Source organism: Pseudomonas sp. GLN_2, assembly GCF_043106005.1.
GTDB classification, from domain to species: Bacteria; Pseudomonadota; Gammaproteobacteria; order Pseudomonadales; family Pseudomonadaceae; genus Aquipseudomonas; species Aquipseudomonas alloputida.
Genome location: NZ_JBICMC010000102.1, coordinates 1 through 14,222, shown reverse-complemented (window position 1 = coordinate 14,222; position 14,222 = coordinate 1). Strand labels below are relative to the sequence as shown.

Annotated in this window: 12 protein-coding genes; 5 read left to right on the top strand and 7 right to left on the bottom strand. The window is 62.5% G+C overall.

Features of this window, described 5'->3' with window-relative positions; genetic code table 11:
* Positions 1 to 8 precede the first annotated feature (8 nt).
* The gene (gene yrfG / locus ACF8Q6_RS24615) at positions 9 to 671 is read right to left on the bottom strand and encodes a GMP/IMP nucleotidase (protein WP_392493996.1); all 663 of its coding nucleotides are present in this window, start codon (positions 669 to 671) and stop codon (positions 9 to 11) included.
* 64 nt (positions 672 to 735) lie between these two features.
* On the opposite strand from yrfG, the gene nudE reads away from it, so the two are divergent.
* Complete coding sequence (gene nudE / locus ACF8Q6_RS24610) at positions 736 to 1,302, top strand: ADP compounds hydrolase NudE (RefSeq protein WP_003255794.1); 567 nt, start codon at positions 736 to 738, stop codon at positions 1,300 to 1,302.
* Positions 1,299 to 2,117, top strand: a complete 819-nt coding sequence (gene cysQ, locus ACF8Q6_RS24605) for a 3'(2'),5'-bisphosphate nucleotidase CysQ (RefSeq protein ID WP_392493995.1) — start codon at positions 1,299 to 1,301, stop codon at positions 2,115 to 2,117. Before nudE ends, cysQ begins: the two co-directional genes overlap by 4 nt.
* A gap of 151 nt (positions 2,118 to 2,268) precedes the next feature.
* On the opposite strand, the gene ACF8Q6_RS24600 is transcribed toward cysQ, so the two are convergent.
* From ACF8Q6_RS24600 to rfbC, 4 genes are read right to left on the bottom strand one after another with little or no spacing between them, the layout of a single operon-like run.
* Entirely contained in the window at positions 2,269 to 2,724 is a 456-nt protein-coding gene (locus ACF8Q6_RS24600; RefSeq protein ID WP_392492776.1) for a YiiD C-terminal domain-containing protein, read from the bottom strand.
* A complete protein-coding gene (locus ACF8Q6_RS24595; RefSeq protein WP_014589347.1) occupies positions 2,724 to 4,130 on the bottom strand; it encodes a sigma-54 dependent transcriptional regulator in 1,407 nt (468 codons plus the stop codon). The genes ACF8Q6_RS24600 and ACF8Q6_RS24595 overlap by 1 nt, the downstream gene beginning before the upstream one ends.
* Positions 4,127 to 5,941 (bottom strand): ATP-binding protein, encoded by a 1,815-nt coding sequence (locus tag ACF8Q6_RS24590; RefSeq protein ID WP_004575931.1) that lies wholly within the window; start codon positions 5,939 to 5,941, stop codon positions 4,127 to 4,129. The genes ACF8Q6_RS24595 and ACF8Q6_RS24590 overlap by 4 nt, the downstream gene beginning before the upstream one ends.
* A 42-nt stretch (positions 5,942 to 5,983) precedes the next feature.
* A complete protein-coding gene (gene rfbC, locus ACF8Q6_RS24585; RefSeq protein ID WP_003255787.1) occupies positions 5,984 to 6,529 on the bottom strand; it encodes a dTDP-4-dehydrorhamnose 3,5-epimerase in 546 nt (181 codons plus the stop codon).
* A 277-nt stretch (positions 6,530 to 6,806) separates the two neighbouring features.
* Here rfbC and aguA point away from each other — a divergent pair, with 277 nt between their 5' ends.
* Together aguA and ACF8Q6_RS24575 are read left to right on the top strand one after the other, a co-directional pair.
* On the top strand, positions 6,807 to 7,913 hold the full coding sequence (gene aguA, locus ACF8Q6_RS24580) for an agmatine deiminase (RefSeq protein WP_047603203.1): 1,107 nt from the start codon (positions 6,807 to 6,809) through the stop codon (positions 7,911 to 7,913).
* A gap of 193 nt (positions 7,914 to 8,106) precedes the next feature.
* Positions 8,107 to 8,304 carry a hypothetical protein gene (locus tag ACF8Q6_RS24575; protein WP_011953221.1) on the top strand — a complete coding sequence of 66 codons (198 nt, stop codon included), beginning with the start codon at positions 8,107 to 8,109 and terminating at the stop codon, positions 8,302 to 8,304.
* A 67-nt stretch (positions 8,305 to 8,371) separates the two neighbouring features.
* Here ACF8Q6_RS24575 and ACF8Q6_RS24570 read toward each other — a convergent pair whose 3' ends face one another.
* Positions 8,372 to 10,441 carry a TonB-dependent receptor gene (locus ACF8Q6_RS24570; RefSeq protein ID WP_392492779.1) on the bottom strand — a complete coding sequence of 690 codons (2,070 nt, stop codon included), beginning with the start codon at positions 10,439 to 10,441 and terminating at the stop codon, positions 8,372 to 8,374.
* Positions 10,442 to 10,914: 473 nt separating this feature from the next.
* On the opposite strand from ACF8Q6_RS24570, the gene ACF8Q6_RS24565 reads away from it, so the two are divergent.
* Positions 10,915 to 12,234 (top strand): OprD family porin, encoded by a 1,320-nt coding sequence (locus ACF8Q6_RS24565; protein WP_003255784.1) that lies wholly within the window; start codon positions 10,915 to 10,917, stop codon positions 12,232 to 12,234.
* Positions 12,235 to 12,384: 150 nt separating this feature from the next.
* Here the strand turns inward: ACF8Q6_RS24565 and ACF8Q6_RS24560 are convergent, their stop codons facing one another.
* Positions 12,385 to 14,055: an FMN-binding glutamate synthase family protein gene (locus ACF8Q6_RS24560; protein ID WP_392492547.1), complete on the bottom strand. Its 1,671-nt coding sequence runs from the start codon at positions 14,053 to 14,055 to the stop codon at positions 12,385 to 12,387.
* Positions 14,056 to 14,222: the final 167 nt, after the last annotated feature.

Here is a 14,222-nt window from a genome sequence, read left to right as displayed (position 1 = left end):
AGAGGGCCTCATAGGCCTACCAGTAACTCCCGGTAATCCTCGACCGCCGCAAACTCTTCCGTATCCCGCGGCCCTGCTTTGCTATCTGGCTGGCGCACCGCCAGCAAGTGCCCCACACCAAACCGCCGTGCACTGCGCAGAATCGCCAGCGTGTCATCAATGAACAGGCTGCGTTCTGGTTCGAAGCCGATATCCGCCTGCAGGGCATCCCAGAACTGCGGGCTTTCCTTCGGGTAGCCATAGTCGTGCGAGCTGATCAGCCGCTCGAAGTACGGTGCCAGCTCCACCCGTTCCAGCTTCAGCGACAGCGAGTCACGGTGGGCATTGGTGATCATCACGACACGCTTGCCGGCCTGGCGAATCGCCGCCAGGAAGGTATCGGCATCCGGGCGCAGGGCAATCAGGTCGGCAATTTCCCGCTTCAGCTCGCGAATGGGCAGGCGTAGCTCGCGGCTCCAGAAGTCCAGGCAGTACCAGTTCAATGTGCCGGCATTGCGTTCGAACAGTGGTTGCAGCTCCATTTCCGCCAAGGCCCGGCTTACACCGTGCAGCTCGGCATAGCGCTGGGGCAGGTGGTCCAGCCAGAAGCGGTTGTCGTAATGCAGGTCGAGCAGGGTGCCATCCATGTCCAGCAGGACAGTGTCGATGGCAGACCAGGGAAGAACAGGCATGGGAAACTCTCGATCAGTCGGCAAGCCACGGTATAGTAACCCGTTCACGCCAAGGAGCCGCCCCATGCGCCAGAAACCCACCGTACTCAGCCGCGAAATTGTCGCCAGTAGCCGCCTGTTCCGCGTCGAAGCCGTACAGCTGCGCTTCAGCAATGGCGCCGAGCGCACCTATGAGCGCCTGGTGGGCCGGGGTAACGGCTACGGCGCGGTGATGATCGTGGCCATGCTCGATGCCGAGCACGCCGTGCTGGTGGAGGAGTACTGCGGTGGCACGGATGAATACGAGCTGTCGTTGCCCAAGGGCCTGATCGAGCCGGGCGAAGACGTGCTGGCGGCAGCCGACCGGGAGCTCAAGGAAGAAGCCGGTTTTGGCGCACGCCAGCTGGAGCACCTGACGGAACTGTCGCTGTCGCCGGGCTACATGAGCCAGAAGATTCAGGTGGTGCTGGCCAGCGACCTGTACGAAGAGCGCCTGGAAGGCGACGAGCCCGAGCCGATGCGGGTCGACAAGGTCAACCTGCGTGAGTTGTCGGCCTTGGCCATGCATCCGCAGTTCACCGAGGGCCGCGCCCTGGCGGCGCTGTACCTGGCCCGTGACCTGCTGATTCAGCGGGGGCTGCTGGAGCTATGAACGACCTGCAACTGATGCATGAAGTGGTCAAACTGGCGCTGACGGCAGGCGAGGCGATCCTGCCATTCTGGCGCGCCGATGTCGCGGTAACCAACAAGGCCGACGATTCGCCGGTTACCGCCGCCGACCTGGCCGCGCACCGGGTAATTGCCGATGGTCTGCTGGCGCTGGCGCCGCAGATTCCGGTGCTGTCCGAAGAGGACTGCAATATTGCGCTGGCCGAGCGGCAAAGCTGGAGCCGCTGGTGGCTGGTCGATCCGCTGGATGGCACCAAGGAATTCATTGCCGGCAGTGAAGAGTTCACGGTCAACATCGCCCTGATTGAGAACGGCGACGTGGTGTTTGGCGTGGTGTCGATGCCCACCAATGGGCGTTGCTACTTCGGTGGGCGCGGCATGGGGGCCTGGCGTGCAGATGCCGGTGAGGCAGCCCAGCTGATCCAAGTACGCAACGCACCCGCGCAGGGCGAGCGTTTTACCGTGGTGGCCAGCCGTCGGCATTCCAGCCCGGAGCAGGAAGCGCTGTTGGCCGGCCTTGGGGCTGCGGTGGGCGAGCTGGAGCTGGCCAATATCGGCAGCTCGTTGAAGTTCTGCCTGTTGGCCGAGGGCAGCGCCGATTGTTATCCGCGCCTGGCGCCGACTTCGCAGTGGGACACTGCTGCGGCGCAGGGTGTGGTGGAGGGGGCCGGTGGCGAAGTGATCGGGCTGGATGGCTTGCCGTTCCGGTATCCGCCACGCGAGTCGCTGCTCAATCCGCATTTCCTGGCATTGCCTGCCAATGCTGCATGGCGCCAGGCCTTCCTGAACCTCATCTAACTGCCTGGCACGATCCTGTGGGAGCGGCCTTGTGTCGCGAAAGGGCCGCAAAGCGGCCCCGGCAATTCTGGCGGCGAAGCTGAAATCCTGGGGCCGCTTTGCGGTCCTTTCGCGACGCAAGGCCGCTCCCACAAAGGCCGCGTTAGTCGTACTAGCGGTGCAGAACGTATTGGCCGCTGAACCTCACCGCCGGCTCGTCACTGCCGTCATTGCTCACCGTGGTCTCCAACGTCAACCGTGCCCGCCCACGGCGCTGGTACAGGGTCAGGAACCGCTCCCAGGTTTTATCGTCCGGCGCGGCACAACGCGCCACTGCCGTGCCGGTTACTGGCAACGGGTAGCTGATCTGCCCTTCCTGGATGACGATATGCCCGTCATCGATCCCCAGTTCGCGCAGGCGCAGGTGCAGCCAGCCCCAACCCACCAGCACTGCTACGCAGTACAGGCTGCCGCCGAACATGGTGCTTTTGTGGTTGACATTGGCCGCCAGCGGCAGCTGCAGGCGCAGGGTGTGCTGCTGCCAATCGATCACTTCCAGGCCCATTTCGCGGGTCAGGGGGATGTCGCTGTGCAGTACGGACTGCAGGTATTGGCTATCGGTGCTCATTAACGGTTGTCCTCTTGATCGTCATGCCCGCCGCTGCCGCCGTCGAAGTTCAAGCCATGCTTGCGCAGCTTGTCGTGCAAGGTTTTGCGGGGGATACCCAGTGCTTCGGCCAGGCTCCGCATGGAGCCGTGTGGCTGGGCCAGTTCGGCGGCGATCAGCGAGCGTTCGAATTGCTCGACCTGCTCGCTGAGGTTGCCGCTGAGCATGGGCGCTGCCGGCGCTGCTGCCGAGGGTGCCTGGCCATCCAGTGCCAGTTCCAGGCCAAGGGCGAAACGCTCGGCAGCGTTCTGTAGCTCGCGGACGTTACCTGGCCAGTCATGACGCAGCAGCAGGGCGCGTTGCGCGGGTTGCAGCGCATGCGGCGACAGGCCATGACGTTGGCTGGCAGCATCGGCGAAATGCTGGAACAACACCAATATGTCGTCGCCGCGTTCACGCAGTGGCGGAATACGCAGCGGCGCCACGTTCAGGCGGTAATACAAGTCCGCGCGGAAACGCCCTTGGTCGGCAGCCTGACGCAGGTCTTCCTTGGTGGCGGCTATGATGCGGATGTCCAGCGGGATCAACTGGTTGCCGCCCAGGCGTTCGACCACCCGCTCCTGCAGCATGCGCAGCAACTTCACCTGTACATCCAGGCTCATGCTCTCGATTTCGTCGAGGAACAGTGTGCCGCCGTTGGCAAATTCGAACTTGCCGATACGGCGCTTCTGCGCGCCGGTGAACGCACCGGGCTCGTGGCCGAACAGTTCGCTTTCGACCACCGACTCGGCCAGCGCGCCGGCGTTGATCGCCACGAACGGCCCTTCGCTGCGGCTGGACAGATCGTGCAGCGCGCGGGCCACCACCTCTTTGCCAGCGCCCGTCTCACCCAGAATCAACACGTCGGCGCGGGTGCCGGCCAAGGCGCCGATCTGCTCGCGCAGGCGCAGCATGGCCGGTGAATGGCCGACCAGGCGGGTTGCCAGTTGCTGGCGGTCGCTCAGTGCCAGGCGCAGGCTACGGTTGTCCAGCACCAGTCGGCGCAAGGCCAGGGCGCGGCGTACGCTGTCGAGCAGGGCGTCTGTGGCAAAGGGTTTTTCCAGGAAGTCATAAGCCCCGGCACGCATCGCCTGCACCGCCAGCGGCACATCGCCATGGCCGGTTATCAGCAGCACCGGCAGTTCGCTGTCGCGGCCGTGCAGTTGTTCCAGCAACTGCAGGCCATCGATGCCCGGCATGCGGATGTCGCTGACCACCACGCCGGGCCAGTCGGCCTCGATACGTTCGGCCAGGCCTTGGGCCTCGGCCAGGGCGACTACCTTGAGCCCGGCCAGGTCCAGGGTCTGGCTCAAGGCTTGGCGCAGGTGGGGGTCATCGTCGACCAGGATGACCTGGGCTCGGCTGTCGATCAGTGTCTCGGTGGTCATGCCGAGGGGTCCTCCGAATTGGGCAAAGTAGCGCCAGATGCGGCCACACGCAGCTGGAGGGTCAGCATTGCACCACCTTCCGGGTGGTTGGCCAGCAGCAGTTCACCGCCCAGGGCGCGCATCAGGCTTTCACAGATGGCCAGCCCCAGGCCCAAGCCCTGGGTACGGGTCTTGGTGGTGAAGAACGGCTCCTTGGCGTGCTCCAGGGCCTGGCGGCTGAAGCCGGGGCCGTTGTCACGGATGTACAGGTAGACGCAGTCATCACGCTGCTCGGCACTTAGCCACAGGCGGCGCGGGTTGGCTTTCTCGGTCAGGGCGTCGAGGGCATTGGCCAGCAGGTTGCCTAGCACCTGGCGCAGGCGGGTTTCGCCGGCCTGTACCCACAAGGTGGCTTCCGGCAGGTCGCGGATCAGCTCTACGGCCATCGCCCGGCGGCGCTTGGCCAGCAGCGCCAGGGCATCGTCCAGGGCCGGCTGCAGTGCAACGCTCTCCGGGGCATGGCGGTCACGACGGGCGAAGGCACGCAGGTGGGCAATGATCGAAGCCATGCGCCCGGTCAGCTCGCCGATCAGCTTGAGGTTGCCGCGGGCGTCTTCGGTACGTTGGTGGTCGAGCAGGATCTCGGCGTTTTCTGCGTAGCTGCGGATGGCGGCCAGGGGCTGGTTCAACTCATGGCTGATACTGGCCGACATGGTGCCGAGCACCGACAGCTTGCCGGCCTGCACCAGTTCGTCCTGCGCACGCACTGCCTCTTGCTGAGCGTTTTCGCGCTCCAGCACGGCATTTTTCAGGCGGGTATTCAGGCCTTCAAGGTCGGCGGTACGTTCGGCCACGCGCTTTTCCAGTTCCTGGCGGCCACGGGCTTCGAAGTCGATGCGGTCGATGTAATGGCGCCGCCGTTGCATCACCAGGCCTGCCAGCAACATCAGTACCAGCAGCGTGCCGGCACCGATGGCCATTACCGTCTGCACCGAGCGATCAACCAGCGTGCGCGGGGCAAGGATGCTGACTTGCCAGCCAGTTTCCTTGATGTCGCGGGTCTGGGTGATCCAGGCCTGCGGGTTGAGAACCAGCGGCTGTGGGGCCTGGGTCGGATAGGGCTGGATGGCGATGATGGCCTGGCGCTCGGCGTCGGTCAGCGTGCGGGTAGCACGGAAGCGCCAGTCGGGCCGCGACGTCAGGATGACCACGCCATTGTGATCGGTCAGCAACAGCTGCTCGGGCGTACGGCCCCACAGGGTTTCGGTGTGATCGAGATCGACTTTGACCACCAGCACGCCGACGATCCGCTCGCGGTCCCGCACGGCCGCGGCAAAGAAGTAGCCGCGCTTGGCCGAGGTGGTGCCCTGGCCGAAGAAGCGGCCCAGGTGGCCAGCCATGGCTTCGTTGAAGTAGGGGCGGAAGGCGAAGTTTCGGCCGACGAAGCTGTCGTGCTTGTCCCAATTCGAGGCGGCCAAGGTGTTGCCGCTGACGTCCATCAGGTACATCACCTCGGCACCGGTCTGCTGCACGATGTCCTTGAGCAGGCGGTTGGCGTTGGTCACCGCTTCCAGGCGGAAAGGGTCGGCCAGCACGCCACGCAGCGCCGGCAAGTCGCCGAGAATTTGCGGCAAGGTCTCGTAGCGGTGCAGGGTGCCGAGCAGGTTGGCCACATACAGGTCGAGGGTCTGGCGGTTCTGCGAGGCCAGTTCTTCCTGGTAATAGCGTTCGGCCAAGTGATGCAGGGGCCACAGTAATGGGGCCAAGATCAGCGCCAGCAGGGCCAGGCTGCGCCAGCGGGGACGGCGTGGGGGCGTGGGCTTTGCAATCATCAGGTAAATGCGCCAGAAAAGTCTGACGCAATTATGCGCTAGTTAAGGCAGCAGTTCCGCCTCTGCCAATGGCAGGCCTACCTTGTCCTTGTCCGACAACAGCGGTGGTTGCTGCAGCCCCCAGTCGATGGCCAGTTGCGGGTCGTCCCAGCGGATGCAGCGGTCGGCGCCCGGGTTGTAGTAGTCGGTGGTCTTGTAGAGGAACTCGGCCGATTCACTCATCACCGCAAACCCGTGGGCGAAGCCAGGCGGAATCCACAGCTGGCGATGGTTGTCGGCCGACAGGTGCACCGCGACCCATTTGCCGAATGTTGGCGAGCTTTTGCGCACGTCCACGGCGATATCGCGGATCTCCCCGTGCACCACGCGCACCAGCTTGCCCTGGGTGTTTGCCACCTGGTAGTGCAGCCCACGCAGCACGCCCTTGATGGAGCGCGAGTGGTTGTCCTGAACGAACTCCACGTTCACGCCGGTTTGCTGTGAGAACTCACGGGCGTTGAATGCCTCGAAGAAAAAACCACGGCTGTCAGCGAACACCTTCGGCTCGATGATCAGTACTTCAGGGATTGCTGTAGGGATGATGTTCATAGCGGCTCGCTGGCCCGTCGTTCAAGTATTGACCCTAGTCGGCCTTGCCGGAAATTTCCGCGCGTAGCTGTAACAGGATGCATAAGGTGTGGCTATGGTAGACAGCAGGCCGCTCCTTTCACCAGACCAGCGCTGACTGTTATCGATTGTTATCGATTTAAATTCGCCGAATGGCGCGGAATTCTTCGATTATCAGGCTTCAAATATCGATATATATCGGTTATAAATTGGCGAACGCCCCAGCTCCCCCGGCTCAGGGCCATCACAGAGGTCACCCATGAAAACCCTCAACTCCACGCCCCGTGCCGATGGTTTCCACATGCCCGCCGAGTGGGCCCCGCAGACTCAGGTGTGGATGGTCTGGCCGGAGCGCCCGGACAACTGGCGCCTGGGCGGCAAGCCGGCGCAGGCTGCCCACGTAACCCTGGCCAAAGCCATTGCCCGTTTCGAACCTGTGACCGTCGCGGCCTCCGCCGGCCAGTACGAAAACGCCCGGCGCCAACTCGACCAGCCGAACATTCGTGTGGTTGAAATCAGCAACGACGATGCCTGGGTGCGTGATACCGGCCCGACCTTTGTCATCGACGGCCATGGCGAAGTGCGCGGTGTCGATTGGGGCTTCAATGCCTGGGGCGGCTTCGACGGCGGCCTGTACGCACCCTGGAACCGCGACGAGGAACTGGCCGCCAAGGTGCTGGAAATGGAGCGCTGCCAGCGCTACCAGACCGAAGGTTTTGTGCTTGAAGGTGGTTCGATCCACGTAGACGGTGAAGGCACCGTGATCACCACTGAGGAATGCCTGCTCAACCGCAACCGCAACCCGCACCTGAGCCGCGAGCAGATCGAAGCGGTGCTGCGCGATCACTTGGCGGTCGACACCGTGGTATGGCTGCCTGATGGCTTGTACAACGACGAAACCGACGGCCACGTCGACAACTTCTGCTGTTACGTGCGCCCGGGCGAAGTGTTACTGGCCTGGACCGATGATTCCAACGACCCCAACTATGCGCGCTGCCACGCGGCCATGGATGTGCTGAAGAACACCCGCGACGCCAAGGGCCGCGAGTTCATCGTGCACAAGATGCCGATCCCGGGCCCGCTGTATGCCACCGCCGAAGAGTGTGCCGGTGTCGACCAGGTCGCCGGCAGCCAGGAGCGTGACCCGTCGGTGCGCCTGGCGGGTTCGTACGTGAACTTCCTGATTGTTAACGGTGGCATCATTGCCCCAAGCTTCGACGACCCGGCAGATGCCGAAGCCAGAGCGATCCTGGCAAGGATCTTCCCCGACCATGAGGTGGTGATGATCCCGGGCCGCGAGCTGCTCTTGGGGGGCGGCAACATCCACTGCCTGACCCAACAGCAGCCGGCGCCGGTCAAGCGCTGAGCGCGTGATGAATAAAGAGGCCCGTCATATGACGGGCCTCTTTTTTGCGCGGGCGACGCCCGGAGGCCGAGCTGGCATACGTTTTGTATTGTTTTTCAAGCAGATAGCGAGATGGCACGGCCAGGCCGCGCCTCTGATCTGTAACAATACCTACGTAAATTAGCCGCTCACGGGCCAGGGAGTACGTGTGGACATGAACGCAGCAAGTGAGTCGGCTTTGCGCCCATCGGCAGTTGATCGCCAATCGCTCAGGCTTTTGGCGAAGCGGTTGAAACACCATGGAAGCATCAGGGTCAGGACGACCGACCCACGACGTCTGCTTGCCGGGCGATACCCCCAAGGGTTGATCAGCGAAGCAGAGATGCAGGCGCTGATGGCGGTGTGGCACTGATTGATTGCAACCTGTACCTGCCTCTTCGCGGGCATGCTCGCGAAGAGGCGGGTACAGGCAACAAAAATCAGAAGCTGTAGCTACCCGTCACCAGAAGGCTACGCGGATCGCCCACCTGGATCTGCGCCGCACTGGTCGCCGAGCTGTAGTAGGTCTTGTCAGCAATGTTGCTCAATGCCGCCCGCACATCCCAGTCACGGGTCCGATACCCCGCCAGTGCATCCCAACGGCCATACCCCGGTAATACCGTGGTGTTTTGGTTGTCCGCATAACGCTCGCCCACCAGTGTCAGCCCAGTTTCGGCGTACCAGCCCAATTCTGGCTTCCAGGTCACGAACAGGCTGCCATTGCGCTTGGCCACGTCATTGATGCGGTTGCCTTCCTGGCCGTTATTGTCCTTGACGATGGTCGCATCCTGCAGGCCAATGCCGCCGCGTACATACCAGTTGCCGACGATGTTGCCGGTGGCCGTCAGCTCGATGCCGCGTGAACGCTGCATGCCGCTGAGCAAGATGATGTTCGGGTCGTTCGGGTCGCGGGTGCGGCGGTTGTAAAGCTCCAGCTCGTAGATGGCCAGGCTGGTGGTCAGGCGCTGGTCGAGCCAGTCACTTTTCACCCCGATTTCCTTCTGCCGGGTCTGCTCCGGACGGGTGTCGTTAGTGTTGCCCGACGCCCCCGGGGTGATGCCGATCAAGCCTCCGCCCACCGGCGAGAAGGTCTTGCTCCACGAGGCGTAGAACGAATGGTCGCGCCATGGCGTGTAGACCACGCCCAGGCGTGGGCTGGTGCTGTTGCTGTCCTGCGATTCGCGCAAGCCATCTTTGTTGGTGGTTTCCACTTCGAACTGGTCAAAGCGCACGCCTGCGAGAACCTGCCACTGATCGTTCAGGCGAATCTGGTCCTGCAGATAAACCCCGCGGCTGTCGACCACGGTGTGGTTGTTGCTCGATAGCGCCAATGTACCAGTGTGCGGCTGGCTGGGTTTGCCCAGGCCTGGCAGGTTCTGGCTGCCGGCGCTGTATAGCAGCGGGTCGCGCCGCTGGTTGCCGAACTCCAGGCCCAGCAGCAGCTTGTGTTCAAGGCCCAAGGTGTCGAAGTCGCCCTCGGCCTCCAGGTTGTTGAACAGGTTGCGGGTGTTCAGGTCCTGCTGCCAGCGTTGGCGGGTCAAGGTATTGGTGCCGGCGTTGTAGCCCGTGACATAGGTGTTGTCGAACTCGCTGTCGAGTTTGAACAGGCCCAGGGTGTGGCGCAGCTGCCAGGTTTCGTTCAACTGGTAGTTCAGGCGCGAGCGCAGCGACTGGGCGCGGTCGTCAATGTAGTCGCGATGGTCGCCATAGGTGGCGCTGCGGCTGACGTTTGCCGGGCGGCCGTTGACACTCGGGATGCCGCGGTCTGGTGTGCGGTTGTAGCGGCTGTATTCATACTGCACCAGCCAGTTCAGGTCGGGGGTGATCTGCCAGCTGATCGACGGGGCGAACAGTTGGCGGCTGCCGTCGATACCCTCGCGAAAGCTGTTGTTGTCCTGGTTGCCCATGTTCAGGCGCAGGCTGACCGTGTCGCTGGGGTCGGCGCTGAGGTCGGCATACAGGCTGCGCAGGTCTTCGCTGCCGGCCTGCGCTTCGATGGTCGAGCGGCGACCCGGCTCTGGTGCCTTGCTGACCCTGTTGACGATGCCGCCCTGGCTGCCACGGCCATACAGTACCGCTGCAGGCCCCTTCAGCACTTCGACCCGCTCGATGTTGTGCAGGTCGCGGATGTACTGGCTGTCGTCGCGGATACCGTCCAGATAAAAGTCGTTGCTGGCCTCGAAGCCGCGGATGCGTACGCTGTCAAAACGGGTGTCGGCGCCGCTGCTGACGTTGGGGATACCCTCCAGCGCCTTGCCCAGCGTGTTGCTGCCGTAATCCAGCACATTGGCGGTTTTCACCGTATCGATGGCCTGCGGCACATAACGCACGGGCGTCGAGGTGCGGGTTGCGGTGCTCACCTCCTTGACCCGCGGGTTGTCCTTCTCGCGTTCGCTGTCGGCGGTTACCGACGACTCCGGCAATGTGGTGGTGGCGGCACTGGCCAGGCTGGCGCTGAACAGCAGCGACAGGCCGAGCGTCAGGGGTGAAAGGCGGCAGGGTACAAGCATGGGCACATCCGGGAGAGCAGTTGAAAATAAAGTGCGGATGGTAATGCTTGTTATTTGCTATTGCTCGAGTATTCGTAAAGGGTTGTCTTTACATATGTGTCTGTTTGTAAACACCTTTACGGCCACGCTTTGCCTGCTTTCAGGAAATTGTCCGCTCGATCAAAAGGCAATTTCCTGCACAAGATAAATTACCCGCTGATAGCGCAAACCTGCATGGAAATGCACCAGACAGGCCGGTAATTTCGGTTATATCAACCTGCATTTCACGACTTTTTGACATTTGTAATCGCACACGGCTAGGATTCGGCCAACGCCTGCTGGCCATGGTATTGGCCAAGCTGCTGCCAAGGGCCGCCGTGAACTTACCGGTCGGCCCGCCCGGCTGGATCCGCATAGCGTCGAACCTACGAAGGGGCTTTGGTTCCTGGCGTCATATTGCAGCGCGTTTTTGATTAAGAAATAAGGAAAACAACATGTTGAAAACCAGGATCAGCCTGGTCGCCCTGGCGATGATCGCCGCGACCCAGGCTCAGGCCAATGACCAGGCTGACAGCAAGGGCTTCATCGAGGACAGTCACGCCAACGTCCTTCTGCGCAACGCCTACATCAACCGCGATAAAAAGCATGGCACCGACGACCAGATCGAATGGGGCCAGGCGTTCATCGCCAACTTCTCCTCCGGTTTCACCCAAGGCACCGTTGGCGTCGGTGTTGACGCATTCGGCCTGTACGCCGTGCGCCTGGATGGTGGCAAAGGCCACAACGGTGGCGGCGGCGTCGACTTCTTCAAGCCGCACGAAACCACCAATGCCGAGGGCAACGCCAGCTCGCCGCACAACCTGGCGCGTGGTGGTGCTGCTGTGAAATTCCGCATTTCCAACACCGTGCTGAAGTACGGTGACCAGATGCCAGCACTGCCAGTGCTGCAGTACGACGATGCACGTCTGCTGCCAGAAAGCTTCACCGGCACCCTGATCACCTCCAAAGAGATCCAGGGCCTGGAACTGAACGCCGGCCGCTTCACCCAGGAAGCGCGCAAGAGCGCCGAGCGCCGTGATGGTGGTGGCCTGAAGTCGATCAACGTCTTAGGTGGCAGCTACAAGTTCACCGACAACTTCACCGCTTCGCTGTACACCGCCGACAACGAAGATGTGATGAAAAAGCACTACCTGGGCTTGAACTACGTCTTCCCGATCGCCAGCGACCAGTCCCTGACCCTGGACTTCAACGGCTACAAGTCGGACATCAACAACAAGTACGTAAAAGCCGCAGGCCTGAACGGCGACTCCAACACCATTTGGAGCCTTGCAGCCACCTACGCGTACGGTGCGCACTCGTTCACCCTCGCTCACCAGCGCAGCACCGGCAGCACTGGCTACAACTACGGCTTCTACCAGAACGCCGGCGGCGTGGGTGACGGTGGTTCCACCATCTACCTGGCCAACTCGTACTGGTCCGACTTCAACGCCGAAGACGAACGCTCCTGGCAGCTGGGCTACGGCCTGGACTTCGGTGCCTATGGCATTCCGGGCCTGACCTACAAGCTGGCCTACGTGGTGGGTGACAACATCAACACCCGTAACGTCGCCAACCCGCAAGGCTTCGGCGAAGGTAAAGAGCGTGAGATCTTCAACCAGATCCGTTACGTGGTGCAGGACGGCCCGGCCAAGGACCTGTCGATCAAGCTGCGTAGCTCGTTCTTGCGTACCAACAACGCCGTGCAGCAGAACGGTTACAACGATGACGGCAACGAAGTCCGCGTATTCGTCGAGTACCCGATCAGCATCTTCTGATCTGCAGTTGCTTGCATGAATGCTGGGGCCGCGCTGCGGCCCTTCGCGGGCTTGCCCGCTCCCACAGCTACAGCGTTGCCTTCGCTGGCGCTGCAATTGTGGGAGCGGGCACGCCCGCGAAGGGCTGCAGTGCAGCGCCAGTCATGTTTGTCATGCAGGTTCAGTCTCTTCGTGGCGCAGTCTTGATGCCACAGTTCGTGTTGCAGTGTCCCCCGTCTCCGGCGCAAAACTGTCGCTACGCGCCATCCGCCACATCCGCGCATAAAACTCGCTTTCGATCGAGCCACTGAGTAATTCGCCCGGCTTGAGGAATGTGTGCAAGTCCGAAAACAACCCGATTTCACTGGGGCTGATGCGCCGTGCCAGGTGTTTGGGCTTGAGCTCCGAAGGGTGCTCCAGGCCTGCGGCAGCCAACATCTCGGCCAGCGCGTGCAGTGTGTTGCGGTGGAAGCTGACCACCCGCTCGGCCTTGTCTGGCACCACCAGGGCGCGCTGGCGCAGAGGGTCTTGGGTGGCCACGCCGGTCGGGCACTTGTTGGTGTGGCAGCTCTGCGACTGAATGCAGCCAATGGCAAACATGAAACCGCGTGCCGAATTGACCCAGTCAGCGCCGATGGCCAGTACGCTGGCAATGTCGAAGGCGCTGACGATCTTGCCCGCCGCGCCAATGCGGATGCTGGAGCGCAGGTTCAGGCCGACCAACGTGTTGTGCACGAACATCAGGCCTTCGCGCATCGGCACGCCCATGTTGTCGCTGAACTCGCGAGGTGCCGCGCCGGTGCCGCCTTCCTTGCCGTCGACAACGATGAAGTCAGGGGTGATGCCGGTGGCGAGCATGGCCTTGGCAATGCCCATGAATTCCCAAGGGTGGCCCAGGCAGAACTTGAAGCCAACGGGCTTGCCGCCCGAAAGCTCGCGCAGGCCGGCTACGAACTGCAGCAGCTCGACCGGCGTGCGGAAGGCGCTGTGCGCCGCCGGCGAGATGCAGTCCTCGCCTACACGTACGCCACGGGTCTCGGCAATCTCGGGGCTGACCTTGTGCCCCGGTAAAATGCCGCCGTGGCCAGGCTTGGCGCCCTGGCTGAGCTTGATCTCGATCATCTTCACCTGTGCCGAGCGGGCCTGTTCGGCGAAGCGCTGTGGATCGAAACGACCGTCCTCGGTGCGGCAGCCGAAGTAGCCGCTGCCAATTTCCCAGATCAGGTCGCCGCCGTGTTCACGGTGGTATGGGCTGATACTGCCCTCGCCAGTGTCATGGGCAAACCGGCCCATGCGCGCGCCGCGGTTGAGCGCGGCGATGGCGTTGGCGCTGAGGGCGCCGAAACTCATCGCCGAGATGTTGAAGATCGAGGCCGAGTAGGGCATTCGGCATTGCGGCCCGCCGATGGCAATGCGGAACGAGGCAGGGTCTGGCGTGGCCACCGGTAGCATGGAATGGCTGATGAATTCGAAACCAGGTTTGTAGGCGTCATTGAGTGTGCCGAACGCTTTCTCGGCGCTTTCGTTCTTGGCGCGGGCGTAGACCAGCGAGCGTTGCGAGCGGGAGAACGGCAGCTTGTCGTCGTCACCTTCGATCAGGTACTGGCGGATTTCCGGGCGGATGGTTTCGATCAGGTAACGGATATTGCCCAGGATCGGGTAGTTGCGTCGCACCGCATGGTGGCTTTGACGCAGGTCATTCAGGCCGACCAGGCTGAGCAGCGCGGTGATCAGCGTTACCGGCCACAGCCAGGCATGTTTGGCCAGCAGGGGCAGGCTGGCGAAGGTGAAGACAAGGCAGAGTAGGAGGCAGGCGTAGCGGCTGGGAAGAGAGTGTTTCATGGGTCCATCGCAGGCAGGATGACCGGGCCTAGGATAGGCAAACGCAGGGGACGGAAAACCTGGGTAATCGGTAAAAGACTGTTACCTGATTGCGAATTCCCAGGTCTGCGCAGCCCTATTTTGTGGGAGCGGCCTTGTGTCGCGATGGGCTGCGCAGCAGCCCCAGA